At 47.4% G+C, this 16,880-nt stretch carries 13 protein-coding genes and 4 pseudogenes; all 17 read left to right on the top strand.

All coding sequences use genetic code 11. The features are described from left to right. Positions 1-132: 132 nt before the first annotated feature. Positions 133-573, top strand: a complete 441-nt coding sequence (locus ACS0RQ_RS16150; RefSeq protein ID WP_271851149.1) for a DcrB-related protein — start codon at positions 133-135, stop codon at positions 571-573. Positions 574-576: 3 nt separating this feature from the next. Next, entirely contained in the window at positions 577-4,851 is a 4,275-nt protein-coding gene (locus tag ACS0RQ_RS16145; RefSeq protein ID WP_334634165.1) for an RHS repeat-associated core domain-containing protein, read from the top strand. Positions 4,852-4,853: 2 nt separating this feature from the next. After that, positions 4,854-5,186 carry a hypothetical protein gene (locus ACS0RQ_RS16140; RefSeq protein WP_110294805.1) on the top strand — a complete coding sequence of 111 codons (333 nt, stop codon included), beginning with the start codon at positions 4,854-4,856 and terminating at the stop codon, positions 5,184-5,186. A 241-nt stretch (positions 5,187-5,427) separates the two neighbouring features. Next, positions 5,428-5,985: pseudogene (locus ACS0RQ_RS16135) on the top strand (DNA/RNA non-specific endonuclease); the annotation flags it as partial. 2 nt (positions 5,986-5,987) lie between these two features. Beyond that, positions 5,988-6,518, top strand: coding sequence for an SMI1/KNR4 family protein (locus tag ACS0RQ_RS16130; protein WP_271851117.1), 531 nt, complete (start codon positions 5,988-5,990; stop codon positions 6,516-6,518). A 272-nt stretch (positions 6,519-6,790) separates the two neighbouring features. Next, positions 6,791-6,901, top strand: a pseudogene (locus ACS0RQ_RS16125) (RHS repeat-associated core domain-containing protein); the annotation flags it as partial. 24 nt (positions 6,902-6,925) lie between these two features. Further along, positions 6,926-7,306, top strand: coding sequence for a hypothetical protein (locus tag ACS0RQ_RS16120; protein ID WP_271851116.1), 381 nt, complete (start codon positions 6,926-6,928; stop codon positions 7,304-7,306). After that, a complete protein-coding gene (locus ACS0RQ_RS16115; protein WP_271851115.1) occupies positions 7,306-8,304 on the top strand; it encodes a hypothetical protein in 999 nt (332 codons plus the stop codon). The genes ACS0RQ_RS16120 and ACS0RQ_RS16115 overlap by 1 nt, the downstream gene beginning before the upstream one ends. A 272-nt stretch (positions 8,305-8,576) precedes the next feature. After that, positions 8,577-9,544: pseudogene (locus ACS0RQ_RS16110) on the top strand (RHS repeat-associated core domain-containing protein); the annotation flags it as partial. Between the two features lie 128 nt (positions 9,545-9,672). Continuing rightward, entirely contained in the window at positions 9,673-9,963 is a 291-nt protein-coding gene (locus ACS0RQ_RS16105) for an Imm43 family immunity protein (RefSeq protein ID WP_271851114.1), read from the top strand. Then, the gene (locus tag ACS0RQ_RS16100) at positions 9,950-10,333 is read left to right on the top strand and encodes an Imm43 family immunity protein (RefSeq protein ID WP_271851113.1); all 384 of its coding nucleotides are present in this window, start codon (positions 9,950-9,952) and stop codon (positions 10,331-10,333) included. The genes ACS0RQ_RS16105 and ACS0RQ_RS16100 overlap by 14 nt, the downstream gene beginning before the upstream one ends. A 7-nt stretch (positions 10,334-10,340) precedes the next feature. Beyond that, a pseudogene (locus ACS0RQ_RS16095) lies at positions 10,341-11,291 on the top strand (RHS repeat domain-containing protein); the annotation flags it as partial. Positions 11,292-11,665: 374 nt separating this feature from the next. Further along, complete coding sequence (locus ACS0RQ_RS16090; RefSeq protein WP_334634169.1) at positions 11,666-12,019, top strand: hypothetical protein; 354 nt, start codon at positions 11,666-11,668, stop codon at positions 12,017-12,019. 17 nt (positions 12,020-12,036) lie between these two features. Beyond that, positions 12,037-13,005, top strand: coding sequence for an IS5 family transposase (locus ACS0RQ_RS16085; RefSeq protein WP_023279773.1), 969 nt, complete (start codon positions 12,037-12,039; stop codon positions 13,003-13,005). 1,077 nt (positions 13,006-14,082) lie between these two features. Further along, positions 14,083-14,442 carry a GtrA family protein gene (locus ACS0RQ_RS16080; protein ID WP_103245679.1) on the top strand — a complete coding sequence of 120 codons (360 nt, stop codon included), beginning with the start codon at positions 14,083-14,085 and terminating at the stop codon, positions 14,440-14,442. Beyond that, positions 14,439-15,359 carry a glycosyltransferase family 2 protein gene (locus ACS0RQ_RS16075; RefSeq protein WP_271849387.1) on the top strand — a complete coding sequence of 307 codons (921 nt, stop codon included), beginning with the start codon at positions 14,439-14,441 and terminating at the stop codon, positions 15,357-15,359. The genes ACS0RQ_RS16080 and ACS0RQ_RS16075 overlap by 4 nt, the downstream gene beginning before the upstream one ends. Beyond that, on the top strand, positions 15,359-16,870 hold the full coding sequence (locus ACS0RQ_RS16070) for a hypothetical protein (protein WP_271849388.1): 1,512 nt from the start codon (positions 15,359-15,361) through the stop codon (positions 16,868-16,870). The genes ACS0RQ_RS16075 and ACS0RQ_RS16070 overlap by 1 nt, the downstream gene beginning before the upstream one ends. Positions 16,871-16,880 lie beyond the last annotated feature (10 nt).

Raw genomic sequence — 16,880 nt, 5'->3', positions numbered from 1 at the left:
GCAGCCTGAAATCTTTTCGTTGCTTATGCACGTTTAACATCCCTCTTTTTATCTGGATTGCTGTTTTTAAGTGAGTGCCCTTGCATTCATCGCAGCGATTGCAGGCGAATTATTTTCATTAAAAGGCAAATGATGAAATATCACCTCCAGGAAGGTTCCTTTCAGCTTTTCCCTGCCGCATGGCAGGACACCAGCATGACGCTTCTGCGCGATGACGAAAGCGGGTTATCGGTTGTTGTCAGCCGTGGCCCCATTCCCGAAGGCAGCGATGCCGAGAAAGAATTTCATCGCCAGTGGGATCAACTGCGCGCACAAATGGGCGAAGTGCAGCAGAGCGCGTTTACCCGCGTGCTTGTCGGCCCACAACAAAATATTCGTGCCGTTGAGGTTGAAACCGCCTTCTTCCGCGCTGACACCCGCATCTGGCAGAAGCAACTGGCGATGCAGGCGGTTGATAAACCGATGCTGCTTATTTTTACCTTCTCTGCATTGCGTCCCTTTACCGAACAGGATGCAGAACACTGGAATGCCCTCAAACAAAGTCTGACGCTGAATAACAATCGGAATGTATAAGCGATGAGTGACAAGCACGCAGCCCGTAAGGGTGACGATATCATCCATTCAAGTATCTTCGCTGATATCACCAGTATTGTGGCCGAAGGGGTCGCTTATGCTGCGATTGGGTCGGCGGTAGCCGGGATCGCGGCGGTTGCGGCACCCTTTGCCGGGGCGGGTCTGGCGGCGGCAGGGCTGGCTGCCGTCTGTTCCAGTTGCGTGCTTGGCGGCATTATCGGGGGGATTCTCACCAACGTGCTGGGTAAGGCGGATGATATCTCCAATGCGGCCAATAAACTGGGGGACTGGATTTTCCCTCCTTCTCCCGCCGGAAAAATTGACAACGGTTCGCACAACGTCCTGACCAATAAGCTGCCCGCTGCGCGCGCCGCCGGTATGCTCACGCCTGCCGGGACGCCACCGCCACCGGAACCGCAGCCACCGGAAAGTTTTGCCGATTATGGCGGCATGCTGCTGTCAATGGCCGCACAGTTTGGCAGCAACATGTGGCAACCGCCGGTTGCATCCGCTGCCGAAGGCACCACGGCGCTGGAAGAGGACAAGGTGAAGTGCGAGAAACACTCACCACAGCAGTATCTGGCGGAGGGGTCAAAAAGCGTCTTTATCAATAACCAACCCGCCGCACGCGCCAAAGACCGAACCACCTGTGAAGCCACCATCTCAGAAGAGGTCTCACCCAATGTCATCATTGGCGGTGAAACACTCACCGTCCGGGATATTAAAAGCGGCAAGTTTCCGGGCCTGGCGGTCATTATGGCGGCGACAGCCCTTTTCCGTGGACGTTTCGGTACCATCCTCAAATCCATGCCTTGTGCGCTGGCTTCCGCCGCCGGGGGCATGCTGACGGATATGGCGATAAACGCCGTCTTTGGGTCATCACATCCGGTCCATGCTGCAACCGGCGTGAAAGTCCTGAACGATGAGGCAGAACAGGACTTTAGCTTGCCCGGGCGCTTTCCACTGGTCTGGCAACGTAGTTACAACAGCCTTACCCGCCGCGAAGGCCTTTTTGGCCTGGGCTGGGCTACCGCTTTCGACGGCTACTTACAACGGGAAGGCGACAACGCCACCTGGTTTGACGACACCGGGCGTGAGCTCACCTTTACGCTGCCTGCCATTAACGAAGCGCTTTACAGCATCAGTGAAGGGTTAATCATCCGCCGTAACGAGCAGGGTGATGTTGCTATTGCCGATGACGATGGTGCTGTGTGGCGACTGTTCAAGCCAACACGCTCTGACCCATCAATATTGCGACTGGCATCGCTCAGCGATGAGTACGGCAACATGCTGGAAACCGGCTGGGATGAGCATGGGCGGCTGGTGCGTATTCATGATGCCCCCTGTGCCATTGATGTCTCGCTGTTTTATGGCGATGAACGTTTCCCGACCCGGGTTACCGAGGCCCGCCATTCGGATGGTCAGCAATCCTGGCTGCTGACACGCTGGCGCTATGACCATCGTGGTCAACTGGCTGCCGTCGAAGATGCGACGGGCGTGGTGACGCGTGAATTTCGTTATAACGATGACGGACTCATGGTCTGGCACCGTATGCCTGGCGGGCTGGAGAGTGAGTATCGCTGGCAGAAATTTGACCACTGGCGAGTCGTGGAAAACCGTACCAGTAGCGGAGATGGCTGCCGCTTCACCTACGATCTGGCCGCGGGATTAACCACCGTTGAACAGTATGACGGACACAAGCGTCAACACTACTGGAATGCGCAGGCTTTAATCACCGCATTTGTCGATGAACGTGGTGAACGCTGGGAATTCGAGTGGAATGACGACGAGCAACTGACCCGGCGCGTTGATCCCCTAGGCCATGCCACGACCTTTGTCTACGATGACATGGGCAACCGTATCCAGGAAATCGATCCGGACGGCAATATTCAGACGACCCAGTGGCTGGTGCAGCGCGCGCTGCCGACGGCTATCACCATGGCCGATGGCGCCACCACCCGTTTTTATTATGATGAGCACCACGGGCTGGCGCGCATCGTCGATCCATTGGGGCAGAGCACATTGCTCAAGCGCGACGCTTTTGGCCAGGTGGTGGAAGAGGTGGATGCGGCAGGCAATACGCGTCGCCAGGAGTATAACGAGGCCGGGCAGATTATCCGCGAGACGGACTGCTCGGGGCGTATCACCCGTTACCGCTTTTACCCGCTCGGTTGGTTGCAGTCGGTGAAAGCGCCGGACGGTGAAGAAACCCGCTATCACTATGATGCCGCAGGTCGCCCACTGCAACTGGAGCGGGCGGAGGGCTGGCAGGAGTCTATCGGCTGGAACTCACGTGGACTACCTGAATACCATATTACCCCAGACGGCAAGCGCCACGAGTTTAGCTGGGATGACGCAGGCCGGCTGGTGGCAACCCGTAACGCGCTAGGGGAAGAGGTGCGCCGTCGCTGGGACAGCCGCGACAGATTAACGGCATTGCAAAATGAAAACGGGGAAGCGTACCACTTTGAGTGGGGGGCGGATTCGCTGCTGCTTGCTGAAACAGGGCTGGACGGTGTCGCAACACAGTATGAATATGATGCCTGCCGACGCACTGTGCGTCGTACTTTCGCCGCCGGGCATTCACAGGCTTTAACGCATGCATTTCGCTGGGGCAAGGCGGGCCAACTGCTTGCCCGCAGCACGCCGGAAGGGCAGACCCGTTATCACTACTCTGCGAATGGGCAGGTTACGCGAGTGGCGTTACATCCCCCGCTGGGTGATGACGTATGGAGTCAGGAAGCTGAACAGGAGCTGATTTTTACTTATGATGCGTTGGGACGTGTTATCAGTGAAGAGGGTGAAAACGGCAGGCTGGGCTGGACTTATGATGCGCTGAACAACCGTACATCGGTGGAGTTACCCGACGGTCGTCATCTGAAATATTTCTATTACGGAAGCGGGCATCTGCTGAGCCTGGCTCTCGATAATCTGCCGATAAGCGACTTTACCCGCGATGAGTTACACCGGGAAGTTGGCCGTACGCAGGGCTTGCTGACAAGCCGCAATGAATACGATCGTCTCGGACGCATCCATCGCCGGGATGTGTTCACCGGCAATGCGCAGCGCCCGGCACCCGCACGCTGGTCACGCCGCTGGGATTACGACTACCGCAACAATCCGGTGCGCGAAGAGCGTGATGATGATCCGTTCAACTGGTGTAACTGGAAATATGACAGCGCCGGGCGTTTGCTGGAACAGGACGGCACGTCCCCCGGAAAAGAGCAATGGCGCTGGGATGCGGCAGGCAATCCGCTGGATAACAGCCTGCAGCAGTCTGTTCGTCATAACCGTCTCACCCGTTTAAATGGCATTCAGTGGAGCTATGACATTCATGGGCGGACCACCGAAAAAGACAACGGGCAGACACGCTGGCATTATCGTTACGACGGCGAGCACCGGTTAACCGATGTGGTGGCCGTCCCGAGGGATCGTAATAAACCACAAACGCAGGTCAGTTTCCGCTATGACCCGCTCGGCCGGCGTATCAGCAAAACACGCCAGCAGACGCTGGGGGGCAGGCCGGTAGGAAAGCAGGTGACGACACGTTTTCTGTGGGAAGGTTTTCGCCTGTTGCAGGAAATTCACGACGATGTGCCCCTGACTTATGTTTATAGCGACGCGGAAAGTTATGAACCGCTGGCGCGTATCGATGGCACGAAGGATCCGGATATCTTCTGGTTCCACTGTCAGCCAAACGGTACGCCGGAACGGATGACGGACCGTGAAGGACATATCCGCTGGGAAGGGCAGAACAGCGCGTGGGGGAAACTGCTGCACGAGTCGATACCGCAGGAGACGGGCTATGCGCAGAACCTGCGTATGCAGGGGCAATACCTGGATCGGGAGACCGGGTTGCACTACAATTTGTTCCGTTATTACGACCCGGATAGCGCCAGGTTCACCCGGCAGGACCCGATAGGGCTGGCGGGGGGGATAAACTTTTATGCGTATGCGCCGAATGCGTTGGGGTGGATCGATCCTCTTGGATTGAGAAAATGTTCATCATCACGTAAACCTGAAAAGGTAAAATCAAAATCGACAGGCAGAACGAGGCCCAGGAACAAAAATGAAGAATTTGCTTTAGATCATGTAATAAAACATCCTGAAAACGGTACGGTAATTATTAAAGCGGATCAAATTGGAGATCCTCACTTTAAAGGTAAAGGATGGTCTAAAGTGGAGCAAAAAATCAATGGCGTAATTGTTCATTATATGGCGAAATTTGATAAGCGTGGAAGAATGACTCATGTGACTGATTATAAGATTAAGGATTAAACATGAAATTTATCTATAAAGATAGTAATCAAAAAACTTATCACTGGAAGCAGTGCGAGAAATTGAATGCTCCTTTTATAGAGATTAGTCAAGTTGATCGGGAGTATGCGAATATATTTTATGATGTTACAAACTCCCAAGTTAATTTGGAAAAACTATCCGAGGATATTAGAGGTATATATATAAGTTATGCCAAATTCTTTATGTGCGAACATCAAATTATTGATGATTTATATGAACAATATTATTTTTTTAATTTGATAGTAAAGAGTGAGCATGCTGAATTTATTGCTGAAGCATTATATGATTATCTATTAGTAAAATTAAATCCTTAAGGAATATAGACAATTAGAAAACACTCACTCTAAATAACTGCGCGGAATAGGGCTACACTTTTTGCAAGCCCTTGCAGGACAAGGAATTGGGGCTTTTCTCTCCGCTAAGCGGAGCTACGCCGGGCTTGCTATGTTTTGCTCTTGCGTAGCTGCCACATGTTAATAAATGGCAAGTGTAGCGGTATTAGACGCAGCTATTTAGTATTTTCATGGGGGGTATCTTGACTGTGAAATGGAGTAACATTATAACCTGTTCAGGTCCTACGACCCGGACAGCGGACGGTTTACGCAGCATGATCCGATAGGGTTGGCGGGGGGGTAAACCTTTATCAGTTGCGCCTAACCTTCTTATTTGGATAGATCCGCTGGGGTTAATGAATTGTGGTATCAAATATGGTGAACTGGATAGCTTAGTCGGCCAACAGGTGTGAAGGCTCGATTAAATGCAAGCCATAAAAATACTGAAACGCACGCAAATACCAATATTCAACCTCCCGGATTTATTACCGGATCTGGTTGTAATCGGGCAAGAGGACACTTGCTTGGTCGTCAGTTAGGTGGCTCTGGTGATGATGTTCGCAATCTAATTACTATTCAACAACGACCTGCCAATACACCAGTGATGAGTGGAATAGAAGGTCGAATAAGGAAGGCCTTGGAACAAGGGGAAGTTGTTGATCTAAACATAACTCCTATTTATCATGGCCCTTCCAGAATACCAGTTGGTATTACAATAAAAGCAGAAGGATCAGGAGGATTCTTCGAACACGTTACAGTACTTAATCCACCGGGAATGTAAATATGCCAATAAATAATCTAATTTCGATACTAACACCACCAGTTTCCCCTTCAGAATCGGGCAAGGTGATGAAATGGCCTTTGATTGAGGATAATTTGTCTTTTCCGTCTGATTATGTTGATTTTATAAATACATATGGCTCGGGTCGTATTGCAGAATTTATTGTTATATTTAACCCATTTAGCCAAAATGAAGATGTGAATTTTTTTGAACAATATAAATTCATTTTAGAAGATCTTAATTATCTGATCGAGTCAGATAGCGATTATTATAAATATCAATTATATCCAAAAGATAATGGACTGATTCCAGTGGGGGTTACTGATAATGGTGATTATATTTTTTGGGTTGTAAATTCTAAAGTGAATAGTGATTTATGGGGGACCGCTATTATTCCATCAAGATCGCCTGAAGTTGAGTATTCTGACAATGGGCTGACTGCTTTTTTAGAAAGTTTATTAGCAAACAGGGTTAAATATAAATCATTTCCCGATAGCTTCCCTCCTGATGTTATCAAGTTCGAAACTATTTAAAACGAAAGCCGGGAAAGAAATAAATTCTTCCCGGCTTTTTTATTATCTAATACCCGTTCGGTACACTAAACCAGCACATCCTTAATCCCCCTCTTTAGCCTGATAAAGCTGCTCGCGCAGTTCTTGTATCTTGTTGTTATCCTCCAAGGGATAGTACGTTTCTCAGAAACTACTATGATGACGGTCCACCCGGTCTCAAGTCCTGCCGCTTTTGGCCAATTTATTTGAGAAGCTGGCTGTGGCTGAATGAATAACCGACGGGGACTCCGTTAGACCCGGATAGCGCCAGGTTTACCCAGCAGGATCCGATAGGGCTGGCGGGGGGGATAAATCTTTATCAGTATGGCGTAAATGGGCTCTCTAGAAGAGACCCCCTCGGATTAAAACAAGAAGAAGTTATACGTTATATGAGTAAAGACGAAGCTATTGCATCAGCCTCGGAACGCGGTGGTAAAGGTGGATTAGTTCCTAATAATCGTGGTGATAAAGCCATATGGGTTAACCATGATAGTCGACCTGGATTTAACCCCGGAAATGTAAAATATCGAGCAGTTATAACGGTTAATGACTCTGGAGTAGAACTTCTTAATCAGCATAGTGATATATCTAAAATTGATTATAAAGAAACAGGATTAAAAGACGGCGTTCTCTCGAAGAGAAATGAACCTGGAGCAAAGGGTATTGGTAAAAATATTCTTGCCAAATTTAATGATAAAATTACTTCATTCCAGATTGAAAGCAAAGATGCTAAAGGAAATTGGAAGAAATGCGGTAAGAGGATTATTTAATGAATTTTGAAATGTATTTGCATAAGATTGAACATTTTATCAATGCGAGAGCCGAGATGAAAAGCTTTGGCGAGTATGTTTATGTACAGGACGAGCCAAATTTGTTTCCTGTTTTTTTAAAAAAAGAAAATGGAAAACTCGCAGAATTGAGCCATTGGCAAACTTGTTTTCCCAAAGGAATGCCCCAGCGTGCGTTGAAGGGATTAGGTTTAAGTGAAGATGAAAGCTACGCGTTCGAAGTTTTCCTCTCGCGACTAGGTTATCTGTTTCAAATTGATAACCGACAGCGTATAGATAAAGATATTTTTATCTTTTTTTATATATACCAACTCGTTTCTTTAAAAAATAACAATGAAGATTACGCAATAAAAGCAAAAAATTTCTTTTTGAGATTTTTATGTTTTGAAATGGGGATGGATTATGATGCTTATGACAAACTATGCGTTACCAGTGACGGGTTCTGTATAAATACTACTCGCAATGATAATGTACCAGTATTGCCTTTGATAGAGCACTTTTATGAACTGGTTGCAAAAGAGAAAAACTACGGCGATATTAAATTAATAAAGAATTATCAAATATCGGTATTGAATTTCTTGTTCATTGAGGATGGTCGGGATAATTATCTACATTTCAATGATACAAATTGCTATCTTAGCGACCCTAATGGCTTTGTATATACTTATAAAAAATCTCAGAAAACCATATATAAAGCCATGGGGCAGTGCTTTGATAAATATCAGTCTACAGGGAATTTATTAATATCAAATTTCATACTGATGAACTACTCATATTACATCATTAGGAATAATCCGGCTGATCTTAAATTTTTAAGAAGAAATGTTCCTTCGGAAGTGTTCCAAAAAATTATTTCGGCTATAATATATAGAGGTTTTTTTGTTGATGAGGATGAAATATTTAAATTAATTGGTGAGGAATATAGGGTTATTCCTAAAAGAGATGAAGGGATGTTGTTTAATTTAATCTATTCGATTTAATATCCTCGCTTTAATACATTAATATTCGACAGCAATAGGGTGTGCCATCATTTCAATGTTGAAACAGATGAAGAGGCCTTGCTGTTCAAAGGGGAAGGCATGGTTAATAAAGAACTTTACGGTATTCAATATTGAAAAAAAGTCGCGGAAAACTCATGCAGAGCATGGATGGATGCCTGTATTAATCGTGCGGATCTTTCGCTTAACCAAAAGTGCCATGTGACCTTTCGTTGGTGCCCGGCGTTGGAGGTTATGCCAATAAACGCTTGGTGAACCGGAGCGGCATTCGCTGGCGTTACGACATTCACGACCGCACCGTGTAGAAGAATAATGGGCAGACGCGCTGGCACTATCGTTACGACGGCGAGCACCGGTTAACCGATGTGGTGGCCGTCCCGAGGGATCGCAACAAACCACAAACGCAGGTCAGTTTCCGCTATGACCCGCTCGGCCGGCGTATCAGCAAAACACGCCAGCAGACGCTGGGGGGCAGGCCGGTAGGAAAGCAGGTGACGACACGTTTCCTGTGGGAAGGTTTTCGCCTGTTGCAGGAAATTCACGACGATGTGCCCCTGACTTATGTCTATAGCGACGCGGAAAGTTACGAACCGCTGGCGCGTATCGATGGCACGGAGGATCCGGATATCTTCTGGTTCCACTGTCAGCCAAACGGTACGCCAGAACGGATGACGGACCGTGAAGGACATATCCGCTGGGAAGGGCAGAACAGTGCGTGGGGTAAACTGCTGCACGAGTCGATACCACAGGAGACGGGCTATGCGCAGAACCTGCGTATGCAGTGGCAATACCTGGATCGGGAGACTGGGTTGCACTGCAATTTGTTCCGTTATTACGACCCGGATAGCGGCAGGTTTACCCAGCAGGACCCGATAGGGCTGGCGGGGGGGTAAACCTTTATCAGTATGCGCCGAATGCGTTGAGTTGGGTGGATCCTTGGGGGTTATCTAATAGTGGTATATTAGATAAAGCTATGGCTGGTAAAGTTGGAGACCGACTATCTGCCCACCATGTCATACCCGTTGAGGTGTGGAAAGAGAACAAATCATTCTTCAATAATATTGGTATTGGAAAAGACATGAACTCTGCATTTAATGGTATTCATGTTCCAGGTAGCGCATCAGCGATGAAACAAGATGCAGGGAAAGGTATGGATGTTTTCCACAGCAGTAATCATCATAATTATAGTGACATTGTCCATCAGCGCATTGCTCGTGTTTAACAACAATATAATTCCGGGAGATTGGATGCCAAAGGGGCGAGAATAGCTATAAGGCGGATCCAGATTGACATGAAAAATAAAATTTGGATGGGGCATGTTCCCACAACAAAATGCAGGAGAATGAATTAATGTGCTATTATGTGATAATGAATGACTTTAAATCAACACTTATGCCAAGAAACTTACAAGGCATTGTTGATGAGAAATTAAAAATCGATGTAAATTGGGAAGTAGAAGGCTCTGATTTTTCGTTTCCTTATAGAATCAAAGATGATGCATGCCCAGAACATATTTTTTTGTTATGCAATAAAGATGTTGGGGCTTTAAAATTTGATTATTATAAAAAAGACTTTGGGCATTTGATTGACAAGTCTCTATTTTCAATTTTTGAAAACTATAATCACAATGTTTTTTTTTGATAGAGATATAACACCAGTATCGATTGGAAATGGCCAGATTCTTCGTGATGATTTAAAATATGTATATTTTCCGGGCGATAATGTTATAGATGAAGAAAAATCTATTCTTGAAGAAGATAAGTTCGGGGATATCATACCTTTTAAAATTGAATTTAAGGATGATGCACTGGCATATGATATCCTTTCGTTCAGCGACACACTACTAGGCGGCTTTATTATTATTAAGCAAGAGGTTAAGGAAGCAATTGAAAAAAAAAGGTTCCGGGGTTTGAAATTTGTGCGACTGGAAAATGCTTTAGACGTGTTCTGTGAGGATTATTTCTACGAGATAGATTCCAATCGTAAGAGAAAGCGTAATAAATTACCTTAATTGCTGGGATGTCTTCACCAGTAACGCTCAGCCCACTTCGCCCTGACGCTGGTCACGCCGCTGGGATTACGACTACCGCAACAACCCGGTGCGCGAAGAGCGTGATGATGATCCGTTCAACTGGTGTAACTGGAAATATGACAGCGCCGGGCGTCTGCTGGAACAGGACGGCACGTCCCCCGGAAAAGAGCAATGGCGCTGGGATGCGGCGGGTAACCCGCTGGATAACAGCCTGCAGCAGTCTGTTCGTCATAACCGTCTCACCCGCTTAAATGGCATTCAGTGGAGCTATGACATTCATGGGCGGACCACCGAAAAAGACAACGGGCAGACACGCTGGCATTATCGTTACGACGGCGAGCACCGGTTAACCGATGTGGTGGCCGTCCCGAGGGATCGCAACAAACCACAAACGCAGGTCAGTTTCCGCTATGACCCGCTCGGCCGGCGTATCAGCAAAACACGCCAGCAGACGCTGGGGGGCAGGCCGGTAGGAAAGCAGGTGACGACACGTTTCCTGTGGGAAGGTTTTCGCCTGTTGCAGGAAATTCACGACGATGTGCCTCTGACTTATGTTTATAGCGACGCGGAAAGTTATGAACCGCTGGCGCGTATCGATGGCACGGAGGATCCGGATATCTTCTGGTTCCACTGTCAGCCAAACGGTACGCCGGAACGGATGACGGACCGTGAAGGACATATCCGCTGGGAAGGGCAGAACAGTGCGTGGGGGAAACTGCTGCACGAGTCGATACCGCAGGAGACGGGCTATGCGCAGAACCTGCGTATGCAGGGGCAATACCTGGATCGGGAGACCGGGTTGCACTACAATTTGTTCCGTTATTACGACCCGGATAGCGCCAGGTTTACACAGCAGGACCCGATAGGGCTGGCGGGGGGGATAAACCTTTATCAGTATGCGCCGAATGCTCTGTCATGGATCGACCCGCTTGGTCTAAAATGTGGTTTAGCCAAACAAAGCGAAGATTTATATGTTGGCACATATGGTCAGGTACGAGGAGGCAACCTTAGATCTGGTCTTAATCCAACACATACTCCTCATCATGATCATGCAATTCAAAATGCTGCCAGCCCTACAACACATAGTAGAGGCATTACTATTAACTTACGGAAAGATCTTCATGAGTTAACATGGACTTTTAAAAAGCCTATGGTTCCTGGGTTAACTAACCGTGAGTATTTGGCAAGGGATATTGTGGATCTGCGAAAAATTCTTAGGAATGCAGGTTACGACAAAGATATAGTGAACAGACAATTGAATGAGTTAATTCGTCAGAATAAAGAGCTATGGAAAACGCTGGAGATGTAAATATGACTAAAGATGAAGCGTTACAATTTTTGCTAGAACATCAGCCGATGCCATCGGATCAACTCCTGACACAGGAGCTTATTAATAAATATGATGATGTTAGGAAATATTTTCTTGAAAATCCAGCTAAAGAGGCTATACCGCTATTTATGCAATCATATGGAGATGGGGATGGTTGGGGTGTATATCAATTAGTTGAGGATGTTTTTTATGAATATGATATTGACGATGTTGTAATATCTATTTCAAATATACTTGAAAACCCTCTTACAGCTAAAGGCGTCAGATATTGGGTAACTCAACTTGCAGCTTCATTTCCTGATAAAAGACTAATTAATGGAGGCTTTGTTGAATAAATCGAACTTTTGCTGAGTTGAAGGATCAGATCACGCATCTTCCCGACAACGCAGACCGTTCCGTGGCAAAGCAAAAGTTCAAAATCACCAACTGGCCCACCTACAATAAAGCCCTCATCAACCGTGGCTCCATAACTTTCTGGCTGGATGATGAAGCTATTCAGGCCTGGTATGAGTCAGCAACACCTTCTTCACGAGGCAGACCTCAGCGCTATTCTGACCTTGCCATCACGACTGTGCTGGTCATTAAACGCGTGTTCAGGTTGACCCTGCGGGCTGCACAGGGTTTTATTGATTCCATTTTTACACTGATGAATGTTCCGTTGCGCTGCCCGGATTACACCAGTGTCAGCAAGCGCGCAAAGTCGGTTAATGTCAGTTTCAAAACGTTCACCCGGGGTGAAATCGCGCATCTGGTGATTGATTCCACCGGGCTGAAGGTCTTTGGTGAAGGCGAATGGAAAGTCAAAAAACACGGCAAAGAACGCCGTCGTATATGGCGAAAGTTGCATCTAGCCGTTGACAGCAACACACATGAAATCATCTGTGCAGACCTGTCGCTGAACAATGTGACGGACTCAGAAGCCTTCCCGGGTCTTATCCGGCAGACTCACAGAAAAATCAGGGCAGCATCGGCAGACGGCGCTTACGACACCCGGCTCTGTCACGATGAACTGCGGCGTAAGAAAATCAGCGCGCTTATCCCTCCCCGAAAAGGTGCGGGTTACTGGCCCGGTGAATATGCAGACCGTAACCGTGCAGTGGCTAATCAGCGAATGACCGGGAGTAATGCGCGGTGGAAATGGACAACAGATTACAACCGTCGCTCGATAGCGGAAACGGCAATGTACCGGGTAAAACAGCTGTTCGGGGGGTCACTGACGCTGCGTGACTACGATGGTCAGGTTGCGGAGGCTATGGCCCTGGTACGAGCGCTGAACAAAATGACGAAAGCAGGTATGCCTGAAAGCGTGCGTATTGCCTGAAAACACAACCCGCTACGGGGGAGACTTACCCGAAATCTGATTTATTCAACAAAGCCCCCGTCGTCTTTGAGATACAGGCTGGAATGTTGTGAGTAGTATGTTGTCATGCAGGTTTTGCTGTTTATGTGGCTGGCTCTGATATAGCCGACTTTATAGCGACGACGGGTTTCAGAAATGGCGGGTTCTGCCTTAGAGTAGCCCGGTGCAGATAAAGGGACTATCAGGGGGCGGCGGGAGCTTGTCCGTATGATATGGTAAATCTGTTACTGAGGAGGTGCTTTGATCGATTTTTTGTTGAATAGCATTGCTACTGTATTAATTGCTGTATTTGATACCGAAATAATACCGCTAACCAGGCACATATAAATTAGTATATTTGCAATGTTGTGACTGTTACTGCATTGCAATCCATTATTAAGCTGATTATAAACAGTGTAACTCAACAGCAAAACCAGAATGATTTTTGCCAGATAAGTAAGCGAGTCAGTTAAATTAAAATTCATTTTGCTCATCACCTAAACGGCACACCTGAGCGTGAGCTGGAATGAGGATCGAAATCACAGGTCGCACCAATGTTTGATACAGCCGCATTGCTACCACCACTCACTTGAGCTATTTCAAAAAAATTTAATGCTCTGATGCTTAACATAAAATCCCTCTTGTTTGGCTTCAGCATATCGAGCCGCTGACTATTACACACACAAAAAATGTGTGAAAACGGTTTTGTGTAAATGTTTGTAAGTGTATAACTTATTAAAAAAAACGCTTTTTAAAAGAAATACCGGTTTAAGCCTGGATTTACATTTGTTTGAAAGATGTATGTAAGCGGCAAATCTGTGAGGAACTCTTGAAATTAATCCGGCGTATCTAAGCGCTGTTATGATCGACCATCGCGAATAACACAGTGCAGCATTTTGTTAACCTTCTATACCCCACAAAACCATCCATCCCCGACGAATTTCCTCGCCTCGTCATACTGCGTGCTACCTGATCTTGGCTTTCACTCTATAGCGGCAACTGCTAAAATCCCTGCCCAAACAGCGACCTGACCTGGCCCAGGGTAACCCTGCTATTCTTATGCTAAAACTGTTCGTCCGATACACCTCCGTGGGCGTGATCAATACGCTTCTCCACTGGCTGGTGTTCGCCATTCTGTTCTTTGCAGGCGCCAGCCAGACGATAGCCAATCTTGCTGCTTTTTGTGTCGCCGTGACGTTTTCATTTTTCGTCAACGCCCGCTGGACATTCAAAGCCCAGGCGACGACCGTTCGCTACGTGTTGTATGTCATTTTTATGGGGGCTATGGCGGCGGGCGTCGGTAAACTGGCCGATCGCGCGCATATTAACCCCGTGATTACACTCGTAGCGTTTTCTGCTATCAGTCTGGTTTTCGGTTTTATCTACTCCAGATTCATTGTCTTCAGGGTGAAAAAGTGAAGATTTCTTTGGTTGTTCCCGTCTTTAACGAAGAAGACGCCATTCCTGCTTTCTATCAGGCGGCGAAAGAGACGCTTTCTGAATACGATCTTGAAATTGTCTTTATTAATGATGGCAGTACAGATGCCACGGAGCAGATTATCAATGCGCTTGCGAAGGCAGATCCTGGCGTTAACGCGATTAACTTCATCCGCAACTTTGGTAAGGAACCCGCATTGCTGGCAGGGCTCGAATATGCCACGGGGGATGCGGTTATCCCAATTGATGTGGATCTTCAGGACCCGTTAGAGGTTATTCCTGAACTTATTAACAAATGGCAGGAAGGCTGGTCCGTGGTCCTTGCCAAGCGTAGCGACAGAAGCAGTGACAGCCATTTCAAACGTAAAACTGCTGGCTGGTTTTACCGGATCCACAACAAAATAAGTTCACCGAAGATTGAAGAGAACGTAGGGGATTTTCGTCTGTTGTCACGTGAAACGGTCGAAAATATCAAGCTGCTACAGGAACGCAATTTGTTCATGAAGGGCTTATTGAGTTGGGTTGAGGGCGAGGTAGCGGTGGTCGAGTATACCCGCTCAAAACGGGTTCGCGGCGAGTCGAAATTTAACGGCTGGAAATTATGGAACCTGGCGCTGGAAGGTTTTACCAGCTTTTCTACCTTACCGCTCAGGGTCTGGACTTATCTTGGCTTTTTGGTCGCCGCGCTCTCATTCCTTTATGGGACCTGGATGATTATCGATAAGCTGATATGGGGAAATGCGGTGGCTGGTTATCCGTCGTTACTTGTATCGATCCTGTTCCTGGGTGGTGTGCAACTCATTGGTATTGGGGTTTTGGGTGAGTATATTGGTCGGATTTATATCGAGACCAAAAAAAGGCCTCGCTATATTGTAAAAGGCGCGAAAAAGGATAAGTAATGTTTAAGTTTAGCCTGAAAGAAGTCGGATTCTTTCTGTTGTTGTTAATTATTGCCCTTGGTGGTTCTTACTTTTTGACAATGCGTTATTTTTCCCTGGACCCGGACTCTGCCAATAGTCCTCTGGTCTGGCGGGCGTTTCTTACCGAGGGGTTTTCCGCTTTTAAAGACTGGGCGCCCACGCCGGATAACTGGTATTTCACCACCTATCCCGTCAATTTCCTCTTTTTTGCGCTGATGGGGAGCGACGGCATTCACCCGCTGGTTCTGTCTACGTCAGCATTTGTGGGGTTAAGCGCTTTTATTCTGGCATCGGTCGTTTATACGATGTCGAAAGCCTGGCACGCACTGCTTGTGGCTATTTGCCTGATTCTGCTCCCGGCTTACGTTTACACCTTTGGTTTCGCTGCACATCCTTTTTCGCATTACTCTACCAATTTCTTTGGGGTGCTGGTTTTTGCGCTGGCGTTCTTCAATCTCCAGAAAAAATCCCAACCTGTACTCTGGCTGACGACCTTTATTGCGCTTTTTGCCTCTATTTCTGACCCGTGGTTTTTGGCCACGTATTTTCTCCCGTTACTGCTGACCTGTGGCTATTTTAGCTGGCGGCGCCTTCTTCCTAAGAAGTTCAGTATCGTATTGGGTGTGAGTTTTATTCTCAGCATGTCCCACGCTCTGCAAAGGCTGATGGGCTTGCCGATTCAGCGTTTTAAACTGATGCCAGTGGCGCAATGGCCGGATAATGCCGCGTGGGTCGTTCAGCTTTTAGGAAAGAGCCTGAACCTCTTTTTTGTTCACACGCCGCTGGCCTATATCGCCTCTTTTGTTATCTGGATGGCCCTGTTCCTGTGCGCCGTTATTATTTGTTTAAGGAAAGGCACTGAGACGATTTTTGTCTCACTGTTCAGCTTCTTTACCGTCTCCGGCATCATTTCCTCATTTATTATCAGCTATGATGTCCCCGCTGATATCAGCGCCCGTTTTTTTGTCAGCGCGGTCTGTTTTGCTATTGTGATGGTCGTTCTGGCCTTTTCCTTCACGAAGAAGGCCGTGATTGCGCTGGTATTCCCGCTTTATATTGCCTCTTCTCTCTATTCTTATCAGGTTACGACTAAGCCGTTGTACGACCAGGAAAACCAGACGTACGACTACATCTCCTTCCTGAAAAAGAATAATCTGACTTTCGGTTACGGCGATTACTGGAAATTATCTAACAACGTTAACTGGCTATCGTTTGGTGAAATCCATATTTCCCCGGTAATGTTTGATCAAACCGATTTCCATATTCAGTTTGACAAAACGCGCCCCCAGACGCTGAGATCGTGGTTAACCGATGCTTACGTGCAAACCTCGCCGGAGCGCCAGTTTGTGGCGATCCCCGCAGTCGAAACGGAAACGGCGCCCCATCCGCGCCTGGAGGCGGTGAGAGCGCAGTTGGGCAAACCTGACGAGACGCTGCTCTACGCCGACATGACGATTTTCGTTTATCACCACCGGATACCGCTACGCTAAGCACAACGGT

Origin of the sequence: Phytobacter diazotrophicus (assembly GCF_052061655.1) — a bacterium.
Classification (GTDB): Bacteria; Pseudomonadota; Gammaproteobacteria; order Enterobacterales; family Enterobacteriaceae; genus Phytobacter; species Phytobacter diazotrophicus.
The sequence above is the reverse complement of the archived record's forward strand: the minus strand, read 5'-3'. Positions and strand labels throughout refer to the sequence as shown.

What these genes read in the sequence shown, in the direction of transcription:
- ACS0RQ_RS16150 (WP_271851149.1), top strand. Translation starts at nt 133, where the DNA reads ATGAAATATCACCTCCAGGAAGGTTCCTTTCAGCTTTTCCCTGCCGCA.
- ACS0RQ_RS16145 (WP_334634165.1), top strand. Translation starts at nt 577, where the DNA reads ATGAGTGACAAGCACGCAGCCCGTAAGGGTGACGATATCATCCATTCA.
- ACS0RQ_RS16140 (WP_110294805.1), top strand. Translation starts at nt 4,854, where the DNA reads ATGAAATTTATCTATAAAGATAGTAATCAAAAAACTTATCACTGGAAG.
- ACS0RQ_RS16130 (WP_271851117.1), top strand. Translation starts at nt 5,988, where the DNA reads ATGCCAATAAATAATCTAATTTCGATACTAACACCACCAGTTTCCCCT.
- ACS0RQ_RS16120 (WP_271851116.1), top strand. Translation starts at nt 6,926, where the DNA reads ATGAGTAAAGACGAAGCTATTGCATCAGCCTCGGAACGCGGTGGTAAA.
- ACS0RQ_RS16115 (WP_271851115.1), top strand. Translation starts at nt 7,306, where the DNA reads ATGAATTTTGAAATGTATTTGCATAAGATTGAACATTTTATCAATGCG.
- ACS0RQ_RS16105 (WP_271851114.1), top strand. Translation starts at nt 9,673, where the DNA reads ATGTGCTATTATGTGATAATGAATGACTTTAAATCAACACTTATGCCA.
- ACS0RQ_RS16100 (WP_271851113.1), top strand. Translation starts at nt 9,950, where the DNA reads ATGTTTTTTTTTGATAGAGATATAACACCAGTATCGATTGGAAATGGC.
- ACS0RQ_RS16090 (WP_334634169.1), top strand. Translation starts at nt 11,666, where the DNA reads ATGACTAAAGATGAAGCGTTACAATTTTTGCTAGAACATCAGCCGATG.
- ACS0RQ_RS16080 (WP_103245679.1), top strand. Translation starts at nt 14,083, where the DNA reads ATGCTAAAACTGTTCGTCCGATACACCTCCGTGGGCGTGATCAATACG.
- ACS0RQ_RS16070 (WP_271849388.1), top strand. Translation starts at nt 15,359, where the DNA reads ATGTTTAAGTTTAGCCTGAAAGAAGTCGGATTCTTTCTGTTGTTGTTA.